This is a genomic window from Massilia agilis (assembly GCF_024756255.1).
Lineage (GTDB): Bacteria > Pseudomonadota > Gammaproteobacteria > Burkholderiales > Burkholderiaceae_D > Telluria > Telluria agilis.
The window spans coordinates 605626-623049 of the sequence record NZ_JANUHB010000002.1 but is presented as its reverse complement, the minus strand read 5'-3'; the positions used below and the strand labels follow the sequence as shown (position 1 = coordinate 623049).

Genomic DNA, 17424 nt, shown 5'->3' with positions numbered 1-17424 from the left:
ACAAGGACCACACATGCAATTGAAATCCACATCCGCGCTGGCCACACTGCTGGCAGCCGGCCTGCTGGCCGCCAGCAGCCTGGCCAATGCCAGCGCGCTCGACCAGTTCAAGACTTTCGTATCTAGCACCAAGAGCGCGCGCGGCGAGTTCACGCAAAAGCAGGTGCGCACCTCGGCCAGCAGCAAGGTCACGCCGCCGTCGTCGGGCACCTTCCTGTTCTCGCGCCCCGGCAAGTTCATCTGGCAGTACCAGAAGCCGTACGAGCAGCTGCTGCAGGCCGATGGCGACCAGCTCTATGTGTACGACAAGGACCTGAACCAGGTGACCGTGAAAAAGCTGGGCAATGCGCTGGGCTCGTCGCCGGCCGCGATCCTGTTTGGCAGTAACGACCTGGAGAAGAACTTCACGCTATCCGAAGCGGGCGCGCGCGACGGACTGGAATGGCTGCGGGCGGTGCCCAAGTCGAAGGACACGACGTTCGAACAGATCGGCATTGGCCTGCGTGACGGCATTCCGCAGGCGATGGAGCTGAAGGATACGTTCGGACAGACGACGGTGCTGCAGTTCAGGAATTTCCAGCGCAATCCGGCGCTGAGCCCGAACCAGTTCAAGTTCGAGATGCCGAAGGGCGCGGACGTTTTCAACCAGTAGCGCGGCCTAAGGTACCAGTTTCACTATCAGGGCGGTGATCAGTGCGGTTTGCAGAATACCAACCGTCACCACCCATTTGATCACTTCCGTTCGCAGGTTGGCCATCTCGGCCCTGATTTGGGCGAATCCAGTTTCCATGCGCGTTTCGAGCTGCCGCATTTCTGTTCTAAGATCGCCAAGTCCTTTGACAAGCTCGTCCTTGCCTGCGTGACGGGAGGCGTAGTGTGCGTCGGCTGAACTGATGGCGTCGAGCAATACGGAGACGTAGGCACGGGCCTGGGCATGGGACACGCCCGCCGCCTCCAGCTGTTCCACCATTTTTTGCGTATCCAAAAGCATTTCGGTCATCTCGCATGCCTTCCCATGATAGACGGATCGCGTGATGATGGCGCGATTGAGCGTGCTCCGATACGTGGTTGGTCAATCGGCTACACTAGCGCCTTGCACAACAATACCCACGACTGAACGGCATACCCGCCATGGACGACCTTTTCAAGACCGAGCCCTCGCCGCCGCTGGCCGAGGCGCTGCGCCCGCGCACCATTGACGAGGTGATCGGCCAGAGCCACCTGCTGGGGCCGGGCAAGCCGCTCAACCTGGTGTTCAAGTCGGGCCGTCCGCACTCGATGATCCTGTGGGGCCCGCCCGGCGTGGGCAAGACCACGCTGGCGCGCCTGACCGCCAACGCGTTCGACTGCGAATTCATTCCGCTGTCGGCCGTGCTCTCGGGCGTCAAGGAGATCCGTGCCGCCATCGAGCAGGCGCAGCACTTCGTGTCGATGGGCCGGCAGACCATCCTCTTCATCGACGAGATCCACCGCTTCAACAAGGCGCAGCAGGACGCGCTGCTGCCGCACGTCGAATCGGGCCTGGTCACGCTGATCGGCGCGACCACCGAAAACCCGTCGTTCGAGGTGAACTCGGCGTTGCTGTCGCGCTCGCAGGTGTACGTGCTCAAGGCGCTCACCGAAGACGAGATGCGCCAGCTCCTGCAGCGCGCCCAGCAAAGGGTGCTGGGCCATCTGCAGTTCGACGAGGTGGCCGTGTCCACCCTGATCGGCTACGCGGACGGCGACGCGCGCCGCTTCCTGAACCTGCTGGAGCAGACCAAGACCTCGGCCGACGCCGCCGGCACCACCCAGATCACGCGCGAGTTCGTCGAGAACGCGCTCACGCTCAACGCGCGCCGTTTCGACAAGGGCGGCGACAATTTCTACGACCAGATCTCGGCGCTGCACAAGTCGGTGCGCGGCTCCAATCCCGACGCCGCGCTGTACTGGCTGTGCCGCATGCTCGACGGCGGCGCCGACCCCAAGTACCTGTCGCGCCGCATCGTGCGCATGGCGTGGGAAGACATCGGCATCGCCGACCCGCGCGCGATGCAGATGGCGAACGACGCCGCCACCACCTTCGAGCGGCTCGGTTCGCCCGAGGGCGAGCTGGCGCTGGCCCAGGCCGTCATCTACCTGGCCATGGCACCCAAGAGCAACGCCGGCTACAACGCCTACAACGAAGCGCGCGCCTTCGTAAAGCGCGACCGCTCGCGCGAGGTGCCGGTCCACCTGCGCAACGCGCCGACCAAGCTCATGAAGGAACTGGGCTACGGCCACGAATACCGCTACGCGCATGACGAACCCTACGCCTACGCCGCCGGCGAGACCTACCTTCCGGACGGCGTGGCGGAACCGGGCTGGTATCGGCCCACCGATCGCGGCCTGGAGGGCAAGATCGGCGAAAAGCTCAAGTGGCTGCGCGAGCTCGACGAGCAGGCGCGCAACGGTTGACCGGCCGTGTTATGCCGTGTGGATTGGTGCAGTTTGCATTTAACATTCAGGCAAATGTGATGTAACATCGACAGCTCGGGCAACCGGGCCAGTCGTCCCGGCACCAGCGAACATCGCCCGTCCGCTTACTGAGGAGGGGCATGGAAAGTCGGCCATACGAAGTCGAGGGAGACAGCGAGACAGCAGGGCTCATCCGCGCCATGGACTGGGCCGGCACGGCGCTCGGGCCAATGGACCAATGGCCGCAGAGCCTGCGCACCTCGCTCAGCATTTGCCTGGCCTGCCGCTTTCCGATCCTGCTGTGGTGGGGACCGGAGCGCATCATGCTCTACAACGACGAATACCGGCCGATCCTCGGCAAGAAGCATCCGGAGGCGATGGGCGGCGCCGGGCGCGAGGTCTGGAGCGACGTGTGGCCGATCGTCGGCCCCATGCTCGACACGGTCAGCAGCACCGCCCGCGCGGTCAAGGCGGAGGACCTGCTGCTCCTGATGAACCGCTACGGCTACAACGAGGAAGCCTACTTCTCCTTCAGCTATTCGCCGATCCCGGACGAAACAGGCGCTTGCGGCGGCATCTTCACCCCGGTCATCGAGACCACCGAAAAAGTGATCGGTGCGCGTCGCATCGAAAAGCTGCGCCAGCTGGCCAGCACGCCGCGTGCCGGCACGCTTGCCGAAGCGTGCGCGCAATATGCCGCGGTGCTCGCCGATGCGCGCGCCGACGTCCCGTTTGGGCTCATCTACGCGATCGATGCGGCGGCCGGGCGCGCCACGCTGGCTTGCTCGTTCGGCCTTGACGGCTACCCCGAGGCAGCGCCGCATGAGATCGCGCCCGGGGTTGGCGACGCGGTGTGGCCGGTGCTGGCCGCGCTGCACGCTAACGAACCGACGGTCGCCATTTGCCCCGAGGGCGTGCGCCTGCCGCGCGGCGCCTGGGACGACGCGTGCGGGCAGGCGATCGTGGCGCCGGTCAGGATGCCGGGACAGGAGCACCCGGTCGCGGTGCTGGTGGCGGGGGTGAGCCCGCACCGCGCCCTTGACGCGACCTACCTGTCGTTCTACCAGCTGCTGGCGGACCAGCTGCAGGGATCGATCGGCGAAGCGCTGGCCAACGAGGCCGAGCGCAGGCGCGCGGAAGCGCTGGCCGAAATCGACCGCGCCAAGACCACCTTCTTCAGCAATGTCAGCCATGAGTTCCGCACGCCGCTCACGCTCATGCTCGGGCCGCTGCAGGAGGTGCTGGCAGATCAATCGCTGGGCGCGGGCGCGCGCCGCCATCTTGAACTCATGCGGCGCAACGGGCTCAGGCTCCTCAAGCTGGTCAATGCGCTGCTCGACTTCTCGCGCATCGAGGCCGGGCGCATGGTGGCATCGTTTGCGCCGGTTGACCTGTCGGCCTGCACCGCCGACCTCGCAGGGGTGTTCCGCTCCGCGGTCGAGCGCGCAGGGCTGGCGCTGGACGTCGATTGCCCGCCGCTGCCCGAACCGGTGTACATCGACCGCACGATGTGGGAAAAGATCGTGCTCAACCTGCTGTCCAATGCCTTCAAGTTCACCTTCGAGGGCCGGATCGCGGTGCGGCTGCGGCGCGAAGGCGACCGGGCCGTGCTGCGCGTGTCCGATACCGGGGTGGGCATCGACGCGGCAGACCTGCCCAAGGTGTTCGAGCGTTTCCAGCGCGTCGAAGGCACGCGCTCGCGTTCGCACGAGGGCAGCGGCATCGGGCTGGCGCTGGTGCGTGACCTGGTGGCCATGCACGGCGGCGATGCGCGCATCGACAGCGTGCCGGGGCACGGCACGACGGTCACCGTTTCGCTCCCGCTCGGCAAAGAGCACCTGCCCGACGAACATATCGCAAGCGACGAAGGACAGTTGGCGCGAGAAACCTGGACCGAAGCCTATCTGGAAGAAGCCGAGCTGTGGCTCGCGCCCGCGCGCTCCGGCGTGATGGCGCCGGCCGGGCAGCGCAGCCTGGTGTTCGTGGTGGACGACAACCCGGACATGCGTGACTACGTCGCCGACATGCTCTCGCCGACGCACGATGTGTGCACCTTTGCCGAAGGCCAGCAGCTGCTGGACGCCGTGCGCGCCCATCGGCCCGACCTGATCGTGTCGGACGTGATGATGCCGGTGATGGACGGCTACCAGCTGCTGGCGGCGCTCAAGCGCGACAAGGGGCTCGCGTCGATCCCGGTCATGCTGCTGTCCGCGCGCGCCGGCGAGGACGAGCGCATCTGCGCCGAGCGCGCCGGCGCCGACGCGTACCTCGAAAAACCATTTTCGCGGCGCGAGCTGCTGGCCAAGATCGACGCGCTGCTGCTGCGCTGGCAGCTGCACCGGATCGAGTCCGAGCAGATCCAGCGGATGCGGGCGGTGTTCGAGCAGGTGCCGGCCGCGATTGCCCTGCTGCGCGGTTCCGAGCACGTGTACGAACTGGCCAACCCGCTGTACCGGCGCCTGGTCTTCGGGCGCGACTTGCTGGGCAAGCCGATCCGCAAGGCCCTGCCGGAGCTGGCCGGGCAGGGCGTGTTCGAACTGCTCGACGAGGTGTACCGGTCCGGCGAGCCCTACGTGGGCCACGGCCTGCACGTGGACCTGATGCGCGGCGATGGACCTGCGCTGCAGGAGAGCTACTTCGACTTCGTCTACCAGCCGCTGCGCGACGCCGAGGGAGAGGTCGACGGCATCGCGGTGGTCGCGTTCGAGGTCAGCGAGACGATCCGCGCCCGGCGCGCGGCCGAGATGGCCAGCCGCGCCAAGGACGAATTCATGGCCATGCTCGGGCACGAGCTGCGCAACCCGCTGGCGCCGATCGTCAGCGCGCTCGAAGTGATGAAGCTGCGCGGCATCGACAACGTGCGCAAGGAGCACGGCATCATCGAGCGCCAGGCGCAGCACCTGGTCGGGCTGGTGGACGACCTGCTGGACGTGGCGCGTGTCTCGGAAGGCAAGGTCGAGCTGCAGCGCGAGCCGGCCGAACTGGCGGAAGTGGTGGCGCAGGCGCTGGAGACTGCCGCACCCTTGCTGGAGGAACGCCACGACATCGTCCAGATCGACGTACCGCGCACCGCCTTGCCCTTCTTGGTGGACCGCCAGCGCATGAGCCAGGTGTTCGCGAACCTGCTCACCAATGCTGCCAAGTACAGCGACCGCGGCAGCACGATCCGCATCGCCGGCTGGCGCGACGGGCAGGACATCGTGCTCGAGGTGGGCGACAGCGGGCAGGGCATCGCGCCCGAGCTGCTGCCGCGCGTGTTCGACATGTTCTACCAGGACGCGCAGAACCTGGCGCGCTCGCGCGGCGGCCTTGGCCTGGGCCTGACGATCGTGCGCAGCCTGACTGAACTGCACGGCGGCACCGTGAGCGCGTTCAGCGAGGGACCGGGCAGGGGCTCCACCTTCACCGTGCGCGTGCCGGCCGCCCCGGCCGGCGCGGCGCAGCCGGGCGTGCCCACGGCCGCGAGCGTGGAAGAAGCGGGCAGGCATCCGCTGCGCATCCTGGTAGTGGACGACAACCGCGACGCCGCCGAAACGCTCGGCGAGCTGCTGCGCACCTTCGGCTACACGGTCGAACTGGCGTCCGACGGACCGTCCGCGCTGGCACGGCTGGAACGGCACTGGCCACAGCTGGCTATCCTCGACATCGGGCTGCCCGGCATGGACGGCTACGAGCTGGCGGCGCGCGTGCGCCAGCTGGCCGGCGCGCGCCCGGTGTACCTGGTAGCGCTGACCGGTTACGGGCAGGAGAGCGACCGCGAGAGTGCGCGGCAGGCGGGCTTCGACCACCACCTCACCAAGCCGGTGGACATGCGCGAACTGGTCAGGCTCACGACCAGTCTTGCGCCCAGCTGACGGCGGGCTTTTTGCATTCTGCCCCGTGTTTTGTGCGCTTCGTCGCAAGCCGATGGCGGCACGGGGAGCGGATCGGTACAGTGCAACCATACCGAACCACTTCTGAAGCAAGGAGCACATCATGAAAGTCCGTAAAAACCTCGAAGCCGTCTTCCTCGTCGCCGCCATCGTCACCGTGCCGGCCAGCTTTGCAGCCGACCGCGTGCAGGAGCTGCACGCCGCCAAGACCGCGCAGGCCGCGCCGGTCGCCGCGGACGCCAAGATGAACGTGGTCGTGGTCAAGGGCCACCGCCTCTCGGCAGCCGAGAAGGCGCAGCTGAACTGATGCAGGCTTATCCAGCGTGCGGCAAGGGGCCCCTTGTCGAATCTCGCTAGGATTTTCTGTCGGCTTGGTACAATTGCGCTTTCGACATACGCCCAGTCCAACCGACAATGATAGACATTCAACTTCTCCGCAAGGACATCGATAACGTCGCGGCCCGTCTTGCCACCCGCAAGTTTCAGCTGGACGTCGCAGGTTTCAACGCGCTGGAAAGCGAACGCAAGGCCATCCAGACGCGCACCGAGGAGCTGCAGAGCAAGCGCAACGCGCTGTCGAAGCAGATCGGCATGCTCAAGGGCAAAGGCGAGGACACCTCGGCCGTGATGGCGGAAGTAGCCGGCCTGGGCGACGAGCTCAAGGCCAACGAAGTCAAGCTGGCCAAGGTCCAGGACGACATGGCCAAGTTCATGTCGACGATCCCGAACCTGCCGCACGAGTCGGTGCCGGTTGGCGTCGACGAAACCCAGAACGTCGAGGTGCGCAAGGTTGGCACGCCGCGCACCTTCGATTTCGAAATCAAGGACCACGTCGATATCGGCGAAAAGCTGGGCCTGGACTTCGACACCGCGGCCAAGATGACCGGCTCGCGCTTCTCGGTCATGAAAGGCGGCATCGCACGCTTGCACCGCGCGCTGGCCCAGTACATGCTCGACACCCATACCGGGCAGCACGGCTACACCGAGTGCTACACGCCTTACATGGTCAATGCCGAGTCGCTGTACGGCACCAGCCAGCTGCCCAAGTTCGAGGCCGACCTGTTCTCGGTGAAGAAGGGCGGCGTTGAAGGCGAGGGTGAGAACTTCTACCTGATCCCGACTTCCGAGGTATCGCTGACCAACATGGTGCGCGAAGAGATCGTTGCGCTCGACGCGCTGCCGATCAAGATCACCGCGCATACGCCGTGCTTCCGGTCCGAGGCCGGCAGCTACGGTCGCGACACGCGCGGCATGATCCGCCAGCACCAGTTCGACAAGGTCGAACTCGTGCAGGTCGCGCATCCGGAGAAATCGTACGAGACGCTGGAAGAGATGGTGGGCCAGGCCGAAACGATCCTGAAGAACTTGGGCCTGCCTTACCGCGTGGTGGCGCTGTGCACCGGCGACATGGGCTTTTCGGCCGCCAAGACCTACGACCTGGAAGTGTGGCTGCCGGCGCAGAACACCTACCGCGAGATCTCGTCGCTGTCGAATACCGAAGCGTTCCAGGCGCGCCGCATGCAGGCACGCTTCCGCAACGCGGCAGGCAAGCCAGAGCTGGTGCATACGCTTAACGGCTCGGGCCTGGCGGTGGGCCGCACGCTGGTGGCGGTGCTGGAGAACTACCAGCAGGCCGACGGCAGCGTGGTGATTCCGGAAGTGCTGCGCCCGTACATGGGTGGGCTGGAGCGCCTGGTACCGGCGGCCTGACCGGTCGAGTTGCGCAGGCTCTTCCGTTTTTGCGAGAGCCTGCTATAATCTCGCTTCCTCGTGAAAACGACCGAATGAATACCTGGAGAGGTGGCAGAGTGGTCGAATGTACCTGACTCGAAATCAGGCGTACGGGTGACCGTACCGTGGGTTCGAATCCCACCCTCTCCGCCAAGTTTCAAGAAAAAGCTCCCGCCGGGAGCTTTTTTATTTCGAGGGCAGGAATGGCTTATGTCAGCCTATCACCTGCGCCAGCTCCGCCGCAATCTGCTGCCCCAGCAGGTGAATGTGATACCCATCCACGAATCCATGATGTGCCTGCACCGAGAACGGCAGTTGCAGCTTGCCGTTCGGCGCATCCTTGAAGCGTCCCCAGGCCAGCGATGGGATATCGGGTGAAGCGAGCGAGGCGGTGGGATGCTGGATCGACGTGAAATCAAGCCAGGGGATGCAGGTGACGAAAACCTGGTCCTTGGCCTCCCGCGGCGTCATTTGGCGGTATTTCTGGTTCATGCCCAGCATGGTTGCTGCTTCGTCCCGTGCCGCCTGGCCGCGCGCGACGAATTCGCGCAAATCATCCGCCCAGTCAAACAGGGCGAAGTTCAGGTCCTGGTTATGGTTGGTGACGGTGAACGACGGGATCAGGCGGTCGATGCAAATCACTTCGCCTTCGAAAATGCGGTAGCGGAAATTCTCAATCGCGAGCACGGAGCGCAGCACCGAGCGCAGCATCACGTGAAATGGCGGCAGCCCCTGCGCCTTGCACCATGGCCGGAAATCCGGCAGCTCAAGCGTGAACGTAATGTTCAGGGCCGGGCTCTCCATACGGTCGAACAATTCGAAACGGTCGCGGCGTTGTTCAAACTTGTGCATCTGTTTTTCTTGTTGTGACAAAGCGGAGGATTGTCTCACAGCAGGGCAGGGCCGAGCAGGATGCAGGCTGCCTTCGCTCTAACATTTTCTCAAAAGATACTGGTAATTTCGGCGGGGGCTGCTATAATGCGTGGCTCTCGACGTTACCCCGTCGGGAGACGACCAAGCAGGAGAGGTGGCAGAGTGGTCGAATGTACCTGACTCGAAATCAGGCGTACGGGTGACCGTACCGTGGGTTCGAATCCCACCCTCTCCGCCAATATTCGAAAAAAGCTCCCACCGGGAGCTTTTTTCTTTTCCGGAGAGGAGCGAGCCAGCTGCCTGGCTCGCGCGTGGGATTCGAAGACGGGCGCATGCTTGCGCCCGGGCGGCCTGCAGGATGTAGGCGATCCCACCCTCTCCGCCAATATTCGGAAAAAGCTCCCACCGGGAGCTTTTTTCATTTCCGGGATCTGTTTTTATTTCTGCTTCCCGCGCCGGAACTTCATCCACACCACCAATCCGGTGACGAAGAACGCCAACGGCATCAGTCCATAGAAGCTGATGAACGCTCGTCCCGCCAGGCCAAATGCTTCACCCGTGTGCAGCGGGAAGAGCGTGCTGACGAGACCCTCCGCGCCCGTGGCGCGCAAGGGATCCGATACCCGCAGTACGGAGCCGTCGCCGGCGTCCACGCTGATGCGGGTCGCGCCGTCTCCCTGCCGCAGCTCGCCGTCCTGCCGCACCCGGATTTCGTAGGGCTGTTTCGCGCTTGCGGGTAGCGTCAGGCGCGAGATGCGGGCCAGCGGAAATTGCGCTTGTGCGCGTTCCAATGCGGCGGAGGGGGTAACGCGGGGCTGTGCGGGCGCGCTGCGGTTGAGCACTTTGCCGGCTGGCGCGGCCGGTCCTGCCAGCCGGATCACCGGCGCCACCCAGTCCGGCTTGTTGAACTGCACGCCCGAAAAGCCGGACAGCACGAACAGCGGCGCGACGAAAAAGCCGGCGGTCCGATGGAGCTGGAAACTCAGGCGCGGCCAGGACCCGCCATAGCGCACGGTGAACGCGTGGCGGATCGCGGCCGCCGCCATCCTGGGCCACCAGACGATCACCCCGCTCAGCGCGGCCAGCACCAGTGCCACTCCTTCGATCGCTACCACCACCTTGCCCCCTTCGCCCGCCATCAGGTAGCGGTGCAGGTGGAACAAGGTCGGCATCAGCAACGCCCGCGTCAGGCCGGGCTCGCCCCAGTTGCGTTCGCCGGTGACCGCGAGCGTCGCGGGATCAAGCATGACTTGCCGGGTCACGCCCTGCGTCCAGGTGGGCGCAGGGGCAGGGCGGTACCAGGCGATGAAGACGTCGCCGGCACGCTCGGGAAACATCAGCATGTTTGGCCGGCCGTAACGCGCGTCAGCGGCCAGCCGATCGAATGCGGCCTGGGCCGTTGCCGGTGACACCCGCAATGGTGCGCCATCCTGCATCCCGGCGGGGGGAGCAACATGCAGCAGGCCGGGATTGAGCGCCCGATCAAGCTCGTGGCGCCAGCTCAGCAAGGTGCCGGTGAGCCCTTGCAGCGCGAGGATGGTGCCAAAAATCAGGCCGGTCCAGAGGTGAACGAGGCGGACATATCTTTTCATCGAAGGGAAGTTCGTTGCGTAAATGAGAATGTTTCTCAATTATATTGCTTCGGTAATTGGGAATCGTTATCATTCGCATTATAGCTTGCTTTCGGAAAACTATTACGCTTATGAAGAACAAGAAACCCATCTGTATCGCTGTCGCTGCCGCATGCAACATGCTTGTCGGGCCGGCGTGGAGCCAGGACCAGGCCGACGCCGCCCAGGAACCTGTTGCGTCGGTGGTCGTCACCGCAACCCGTGCCGCCAAGGCTGCCGACAAGATCCCGGGCGCGGTATCGGTGATCAGCCAGCAGGAGCTGGCGGCCCAGTACCAGATCGCGGACGACCCGTCGCAGGCGCTGGCCACCTACATTCCGGGCTACGCGCCGAGTCGCCAGAAGATGACGTCCACCGGCGAGTCGCTGCGCGGCCGCCAGCCGCTGATCCTGCTGGATGGGATCCCGCAGTCCAACCCCTTGCGTGCCGGAATGCGCGAAGGCTACTTTGCCGACAGCGCGATCATCGAGCGCATCGAGGTCATCAACGGCGCTTCGGCCATGCAGGGCATGGGCGCGACCGGCGGCATCATCAACTACATCACCAAGACGCCGCGCGCGAACGGCACCAGCTATGGCGTGAACGTGCGCCTGGCAAGCCAGCTGCGTGCCGATAACCTGGACTGGAAGACCGGCTACTCGGTCAGCCACAAGTCCGACCTGTTCGACCTGTTGGGCTACGCGAGCGTGCAGCAGCGCGGCATGGGCTACGATGGCGACGGCCGCCGCCTTGGCATCGACAACGTGCAGGGCGATTCGCTCGACAGCCATGCCAACGACCTGTTCCTCAAGGTCGGCAAGAGCTTCGGCGACCAGCGCCTGCAGGTGGAGCTGAACCGCTTCGACATGGCCGGCGACGGCGACTACAAGAACGAGCCGGGCGTGGTGGCCGAGGGAGTCCCGACCAGCTCGGTACGCGGCACGGCGCCCGGTGCGCCCCCGCGCAACAAGGTACGCAGCGCCAGTGTCGATTATCGCCACGCCGAGCTGGCGGGCGGCGCGCTCACCGTGCAGCTGTTCCGCCACCATTTCGAGTCGCTCTACGGGGCGACCAACGTGGCCACGTTCCAGGACGTGCGCATCGCGCCGAAAGGCACGCTGTGGGACCAGTCGCACATCGTGGCCAACAAGTGGGGATCGCGCGTGACCTACGTGCGGCCCGACACGCTGGTGCAGGGGCTGGAGTTGACCGTCGGGATGGACTACCTGCGCGACCATACGCTGCAGCGGCTGGCGATGACCGACCGGACCTGGGTGCCCGAGCTGAAGTTCGACTCGCATGCGCCGTTCGCCCAGCTCGAATACGAGCTCGGCGCGGTCACGGTCCGCGGCGGGGTGCGCCACGAGAACGCTGCGCTGCACGTGGACAGCTACCGGACGCTGGCGGCGTACGGCGACCAGCTGGTGCAGGGCGGCTCGGCCGAGTTCTCCAAATCGGTGAAGAACATCGGTGCGGTGTGGCGCCTGGCGCCTTCGTGGTCGGCCTTCGTATCGCGCTCCGAGGGCTTCGGCCTGCCGGATGCGGGCCTGGTGCTGCGCGGTGTAAATACGCCCGGCCAGTCGGTCTCGAACCTCATCAGCCTGCAGCCGATCGTGACGCGCAACCACGAGATCGGGGTGAACTGGCGCGGCCGTTCCGGCCAGGTCGGCATCTCGCGCTACGACTCGCGCTCCGAACTCGGTAGCGTGATACGCATTAATTCGGCCGGCGTGGGACTGGTCGAACGGGTGCCGACCGTCGTCAAGGGCTGGGAACTGAGCGGCGAGTGGCGGCCGCAGCGCGGCGTGTCGCTGTTCGGCAGCTATGCCGTGACAGACGGCAAGACCGCCGCTACCCAGGGTGCACCGCTTGATCTGGACCTGGGCGCCCGTTCCCAGGGGCCGAACAAGGCCGTGCTCGGCGCCAACTGGGCATGGCAACCGAAAGCGCAGTTGCGCGTGCAGGCAAGCCACCTGTTCGACCGCGACATCAACATTGGCCGCAAGGTGGGAACCAGCAACCTGGAAGAGCACTTCAAGGGCTACACCTTGGTTGACCTGGCGTCGAACTGGGAGACCGCATACGGCAAGCTCGGCGTGGCGGTCGAGAACCTGTTCGACCGCCAGTATGTCGGCTACTACTCGCAATCGGCCGCGGCCACCGATGCCGGAAACACCTATGCGGGGCGCGGACGCACATTGTCGGTGAGCCTCAGCCACGTTTTCTGAGCCTGGGTTAAATCGTCGGCGGGTGGGGTTCGATCGCACCAGACCTCCTTTTTGTTTCCGTGTATCATCGGATGCACTAGGAGCCTGTTGCGCTGGGCCTCTCCCGTTACGGCTTAGCTCGCATTTCTTTTATCAGCATTTTCGAGGGCATCAATGGTAAGAATCAGCATCCTCTACCCGAATAACAAAGGCGCGCGGTTCGATATTTCTTACTACGTCGAGACCCACATGCCGATGTCCATCAAACTTCTTGGTACGCACCCCGGCTTCAAGGGCGTCTCTGTTGAGCATGGGCTCGGTGGTGCAGTCCCAGGATCAGAACCGACCTACATCGCGATGTGCCACTTCCTTTTCGCCTCCATCGAAGACTTTCTGGCAGCCTTCATGCCAAACGCACCTGTACTTCAAGGCGATATGCCCAACTACACAGACATCGAGCCCGTAATTCAATTCAACCAAGTACTCATTGCCCAGTAGTCGTTCATTTCGCATGTCGCGGTTCAAGCTGTCATTCCACCCTCGGACAGAGGCCGTAGAACTTTTTTGCTGAGTAGAACGTCTTTTTGTTTCCGAGGTATTATTTAAAGGTTCAATGCGACTCAAGGAGAAGCGTGCGATGACCTGGAATCTCAAGAAGTATTCCTCGATCCTGGCGATGGCGATCCTGCCGTTCTGGTTTGGCGGCGCGGCCCTTGCCGGGCCCGTGGACGAGGCCAAGGCGCACGCCCACCTCGACGCCGTGGCGGCGGGCGACCTCGATGCGCTGATGCGCGACTATCCCGACGACGCCTACATGGAGTGGGTCGGTGGCCCGCTCGACGGCCGCTACCACGGCAAGGAGGCGATCCGCACCGTCTGGCAGAAGTTCATCGCCGCCAACGACGGCAAGCCGCGTCCCGCCAAATTCGGCAAGGCCGCCGCATACGCCAACCCCAAGGGCACCTCGGTTGAATCGAAGGCCGAGTACGGCGGCAAACTGCCGCTCAAGGTCCTGCATGTGCTGACTTATCGCGAAGGCGAACTGACCACCGAGGTGTGGCAGATCGCACCGGCCCTGCAGATCGAGCCATGAGGCGCGCCCGGGCGCTGTCGCTGGCGTTGCTGCTGGCGCTGGCGGGGCAGGCACGCGCGGGCACGGTGGAAGCACATGTGAGCAGTCCCGGCGGCCAGCCCGTCGCCGATGCGGCCGTGGTGCTCGAGCCGCTGACGCCATCGCGCCTGCGGCCGGGCGCAAGGGCGACCATCGAGCAGCGCGGCAAGGAGTTCATCCCTTACGTCACGGTGGTCCAGGCCGGCACGGCAGTGGAATTCCCGAACAACGACACGATCAGGCACCACGTCTATTCCTTCTCCGCGCCCAAGCGCTTCGAGATCAAGCTGTATGCCGGCAGACCCGGCCAGCCGGTCGTGTTCGACAAGCCGGGCGAGGTCGTCATCGGCTGCAATATCCATGACTGGATGGAGGCCTACGTGCTAGTGGTCGAGTCGCCATACTTTGCCAAGACCACGGCCGATGGGAAGGCGCTGATCGCGAACGTGCCCCCCGGGCGCTACCGCCTGCAGCTGTGGCATCCGCTGCAAAAGGCGCAGCAGGCCGCGCGCGAGGTCGAGATTGCCGCCACGCCCGCGCCGCTCAAGCTCGTCCTGGACGTGAAAGCGCGCGAGCGCAAGCCGCGCACCGAGGACGCGGATAGCTACTAGCCATGGCATCGACTTCGCTCCGGCGCCGCATCGTCATTGTCTTCGTGGGCTTGCTGGTGCTGGTCATGGGCCTGGTGCTGGCGCTGGTTCACACCAGCAGCGAGGCCATCGTCGGCAGCGAGGCGCGGCGCGAACTGGCGCTGGGCGCCAAGGTGTTCAAGCGGCTGCTCGACCAGAACCAGCACCAGCTCGAAACGGCGGCCACCGTGCTGTCCGGCGATTTCGCCTTTCGCGAGGCGATCGCGACCCAGGACCAGCCGACCGTGCGGTCGGTGATCGGCAACCACGCGCGCCGTATCAACGCGCAGGTGATGATGGTGGCCGGCACCGATGGCCGCATGATCGCCTCGACCCAGCGCGAGACGGCGCCCGGCGACAGCTTCCCGTTCCCGCTGCTGCTGTCGGCGGCCGAGGCGTCCGGCAAGAGCGCGGGCTTTCGCCAGATGCGCAACGGCCAGCTGTACCAGGTGGTGCTGGTGCCGATCATGGCGCCGGCGCGCATCGCGTGGGTGGCGATGGGTTTCCGGGTGGATGACCGCTGGGCGCGCGACGTGGCCGAGATTTCGGGTGTCCAGGTCCATATCGTGCGGGTGCAGGACGGCGCACAGCAGCTGCTGGCCAGCTCGGCCGAGCCGGCGCAACGGGCGGCCTTCGATAAATCGTTCACCGGCGGCGACCTGTACCAGACGATGCACATGCCGCTGGATGGCGACATCGAGGCGGTGCTGCAGCTGCCGGTGGCGCAGGTGCAGGCGCCGTTCAGCGTGCTGCTGGCCAAGCTGCTGATGGTGGTGGGCGCCGGCTGCGTGGTCTTTGCGGCCGGCAGCGCAATGCTGGCGCGGCGCATCGTGCGGCCGCTGGGTGACCTGTCCGACGCCGCGCGCCGCATCGCGCAGGGCGACTACGGCCAGCAGCTGCCCGAGCTCCCCGGTGACGAGATCGGCCAGCTCGCAACGAGCTTTGCGCACATGCGTGATGGGATCGCCAGCCGCGAAGAGCGCATCAAGCGGCTTGCGTACGTCGATGTGCTGACCGACCTGCCGAACCGCACCCGGTTCCTCGAGACCTTCGCCCAGATACCGGCCGGCAGCCGGGGGGCGGTGGCGGTGCTGAACATCGACCGTTTCGCCCTCATTAACAACGCGCTTGGCCATCCGGTCGGCGACCGCCTGCTGCGCGCGATCGGTGCTCGCCTTGTCGAGCTGGTCCCGAACGAGGGCATGGTGGCGCGCCTGTGGGGCGACCAGTTCGCTTTCCTGCTGCGCGGCGCCGACCGCGACGCGGCCAGGGAGTTCGCGGGCGCGGTACTGGCGACCTTGTCCGACCCGATCACCCTCGACGGCCAGCGGCTGGATATCTCGGGCCGCTTCGGCATTGCGCTGCACCCCGAGGATGGCGTGGATGCGAGCACCTTGCTGCGCCGGGCAGAGCTGGCGATGGCCGAGGCCAAGCGCAGCCACCGCGCGATCGCGTTTGCCAAGGACAGCGGCGCCGAACCGGAACCGGAGCAGCTGTCCCTGATCGGCGACATGCGCCGCGCGATGGCCAGCGGCGAGTTTGCCGTGTTCTACCAGCCCAAGCTCGAACTGAAGAGCAGGCGCATCGTCGCGGCCGAAGCGCTGCTGCGCTGGCTCGATCCGCAGCGCGGCATGATCCCGCCGGGGCGCTTCATCCCGTTCGCCGAGCAGACCGGCTTCATTCGCGAGATCACGCCGTGGGTGCTGGACGCGGTGATCCGGCAGCTGGCGCTATGGCAGGAGACGGGCATCGACATCACCGTCTCGGCCAACCTGTCCGCGCTCGACCTGCTCGACCCCGGCCTGTCAGTACGCGTGCGCCAGACGCTGCAGCGCTATGGGGTGCCGGCCGAGCGCCTGTGCCTGGAAATTACCGAGAGCGCGCTGATGGGCGACCCGGCGCTGGCGATGGCGCACCTGGCGGACTTCGCGGCGCTCGGGATCAAGCTGTCGATCGACGACTACGGCGTGGGCCAGGCCTCGCTTGCCTACCTCAAGCTCCTGCCGGTCAATGAGCTCAAGCTCGACCGCAGCTTCGTTACCGCGATCGACCAGTCGCCGAAGAACTCGGCCATCGTGCAGTCCACCATCATGCTTGGCCATGCTTTGGGCTTGTCCGTGGTTGCGGAAGGCATCGAGACCGACGCGGAGATGCGCTGGCTGCTCGAACATGATTGCGACGTCGGCCAGGGCTACCGCATCGCACGCCCGATGCCGGCCGAGAAGCTGCCGGACTGGATCGCGTCGTTCAGCGCGAACGCGCCGGCCACCGCCTGATACGGCCGCTCAGTACAGCGTTGCGCGCGTGCGCGCCGGCAGCTCGGCGTCGTACTGCTCGCCGCCCACTTCGCCGCCGCTCAGGTCCTTGAGGATGGTGCCGGTGCTGGGCAGGGCCGAGCGCTCCAGTTGCGCGGCCGGGTCCCACAGGCGCGAACGCAGGATCGCGCGCGAGCATTGGAAGAACACCTTCTCCACGTGGATGCGCAGCACCGTGCGCGGTTCCTTGCCCTCGAACGCAAAGCGCGCCAGCAGCGCCGGATCGGCCAGGATCTCGGCGCGCCCGTTCACGCGCAGGGTCTCGCCAATGCCGGGAATGAGGAACAGCAGCGCCACGCGCGGATCGGCCACGATGTTGCGCAGGCTGTCGATGCGGTTGTTGCCGCGCCGGTCGGGCAGCAGCAGCGTGTGCGCGTCCTGCACGTGCACGAAGCCGGCCGGGTCGCCGCGCGGCGATACGTCAAGGCCATCGGCGCCGCTGGTGGCCAGCGCCACGAACGGCGCGGCCTCGATGAAGGCGCGGTAGTGCGGGTGGATGTAATCGACCTCTTTGCGGATCGAGGGCGCGGCCGGTGTGCCGTAGAGGCTTTCGAGCGCCTCTTGGGTGGTGATCTGGTGGGGGCTGCTCACGTGTGGTTCCCGTGGTTGTCGTCTCACGCCCAACTGTACAGCAAGTCGG

Annotated in this window: 14 protein-coding genes and 2 tRNA genes; 12 read left to right on the top strand and 4 right to left on the bottom strand. The window is 65.5% G+C overall.

All coding sequences use genetic code 11. The annotated features are described in order from the left end of the window. Positions 1-13: 13 nt before the first annotated feature. Positions 14-652 carry an outer membrane lipoprotein chaperone LolA gene (gene lolA, locus NX774_RS09760; RefSeq protein WP_258821980.1) on the top strand — a complete coding sequence of 213 codons (639 nt, stop codon included), beginning with the start codon at positions 14-16 and terminating at the stop codon, positions 650-652. 6 nt (positions 653-658) lie between these two features. Here lolA and NX774_RS09755 read toward each other — a convergent pair whose 3' ends face one another. Next, a complete protein-coding gene (locus tag NX774_RS09755; RefSeq protein ID WP_258821979.1) occupies positions 659-1000 on the bottom strand; it encodes a CCDC90 family protein in 342 nt (113 codons plus the stop codon). A gap of 131 nt (positions 1001-1131) precedes the next feature. Between NX774_RS09755 and NX774_RS09750 the strand changes: the two genes are divergently transcribed. From NX774_RS09750 to NX774_RS09730, 5 genes are all read left to right on the top strand, one after another. Continuing rightward, positions 1132-2436, top strand: coding sequence for a replication-associated recombination protein A (locus tag NX774_RS09750; protein WP_258821978.1), 1305 nt, complete (start codon positions 1132-1134; stop codon positions 2434-2436). 140 nt (positions 2437-2576) lie between these two features. Beyond that, the gene (locus NX774_RS09745) at positions 2577-6290 is read left to right on the top strand and encodes an ATP-binding protein (RefSeq protein WP_258821977.1); all 3714 of its coding nucleotides are present in this window, start codon (positions 2577-2579) and stop codon (positions 6288-6290) included. Positions 6291-6411: 121 nt separating this feature from the next. After that, positions 6412-6615 (top strand): hypothetical protein, encoded by a 204-nt coding sequence (locus tag NX774_RS09740; protein WP_258821976.1) that lies wholly within the window; start codon positions 6412-6414, stop codon positions 6613-6615. Positions 6616-6722: 107 nt separating this feature from the next. Beyond that, the gene (gene serS, locus NX774_RS09735) at positions 6723-8018 is read left to right on the top strand and encodes a serine--tRNA ligase (protein ID WP_258821975.1); all 1296 of its coding nucleotides are present in this window, start codon (positions 6723-6725) and stop codon (positions 8016-8018) included. An 84-nt stretch (positions 8019-8102) separates the two neighbouring features. Beyond that, positions 8103-8192: transfer RNA gene (locus tag NX774_RS09730), tRNA-Ser, on the top strand. Between the two features lie 60 nt (positions 8193-8252). Here NX774_RS09730 and NX774_RS09725 read toward each other — a convergent pair. Next, positions 8253-8891, bottom strand: coding sequence for a CatA-like O-acetyltransferase (locus NX774_RS09725; RefSeq protein ID WP_258821974.1), 639 nt, complete (start codon positions 8889-8891; stop codon positions 8253-8255). Between the two features lie 169 nt (positions 8892-9060). On the opposite strand from NX774_RS09725, the gene NX774_RS09720 reads away from it, so the two are divergent. Next, positions 9061-9150 (top strand) — tRNA-Ser (locus NX774_RS09720). Between the two features lie 199 nt (positions 9151-9349). Here NX774_RS09720 and NX774_RS09715 read toward each other — a convergent pair. Next, entirely contained in the window at positions 9350-10543 is a 1194-nt protein-coding gene (locus NX774_RS09715; RefSeq protein WP_258821973.1) for a PepSY-associated TM helix domain-containing protein, read from the bottom strand. A 71-nt stretch (positions 10544-10614) separates the two neighbouring features. Between NX774_RS09715 and NX774_RS09710 the strand changes: the two genes are divergently transcribed. From NX774_RS09710 to NX774_RS09690, 5 genes are all read left to right on the top strand, one after another. Next, positions 10615-12750, top strand: coding sequence for a TonB-dependent receptor (locus NX774_RS09710; protein WP_258821972.1), 2136 nt, complete (start codon positions 10615-10617; stop codon positions 12748-12750). A gap of 153 nt (positions 12751-12903) precedes the next feature. Then, positions 12904-13227: an EthD family reductase gene (locus NX774_RS09705; protein ID WP_258821971.1), complete on the top strand. Its 324-nt coding sequence runs from the start codon at positions 12904-12906 to the stop codon at positions 13225-13227. 139 nt (positions 13228-13366) lie between these two features. Continuing rightward, the gene (locus NX774_RS09700; protein WP_258821970.1) at positions 13367-13822 is read left to right on the top strand and encodes a nuclear transport factor 2 family protein; all 456 of its coding nucleotides are present in this window, start codon (positions 13367-13369) and stop codon (positions 13820-13822) included. Further along, a complete protein-coding gene (locus NX774_RS09695; protein ID WP_258821969.1) occupies positions 13819-14451 on the top strand; it encodes a methylamine utilization protein in 633 nt (210 codons plus the stop codon). Before NX774_RS09700 ends, NX774_RS09695 begins: the two co-directional genes overlap by 4 nt. 2 nt (positions 14452-14453) lie before the next feature. Next, positions 14454-16745, top strand: coding sequence for a putative bifunctional diguanylate cyclase/phosphodiesterase (locus NX774_RS09690; RefSeq protein ID WP_258821968.1), 2292 nt, complete (start codon positions 14454-14456; stop codon positions 16743-16745). 9 nt (positions 16746-16754) lie between these two features. Here the strand turns inward: NX774_RS09690 and NX774_RS09685 are convergent, their stop codons facing one another. Beyond that, positions 16755-17375 carry a pyridoxamine 5'-phosphate oxidase family protein gene (locus tag NX774_RS09685; protein WP_258821967.1) on the bottom strand — a complete coding sequence of 207 codons (621 nt, stop codon included), beginning with the start codon at positions 17373-17375 and terminating at the stop codon, positions 16755-16757. Positions 17376-17424: the final 49 nt, after the last annotated feature.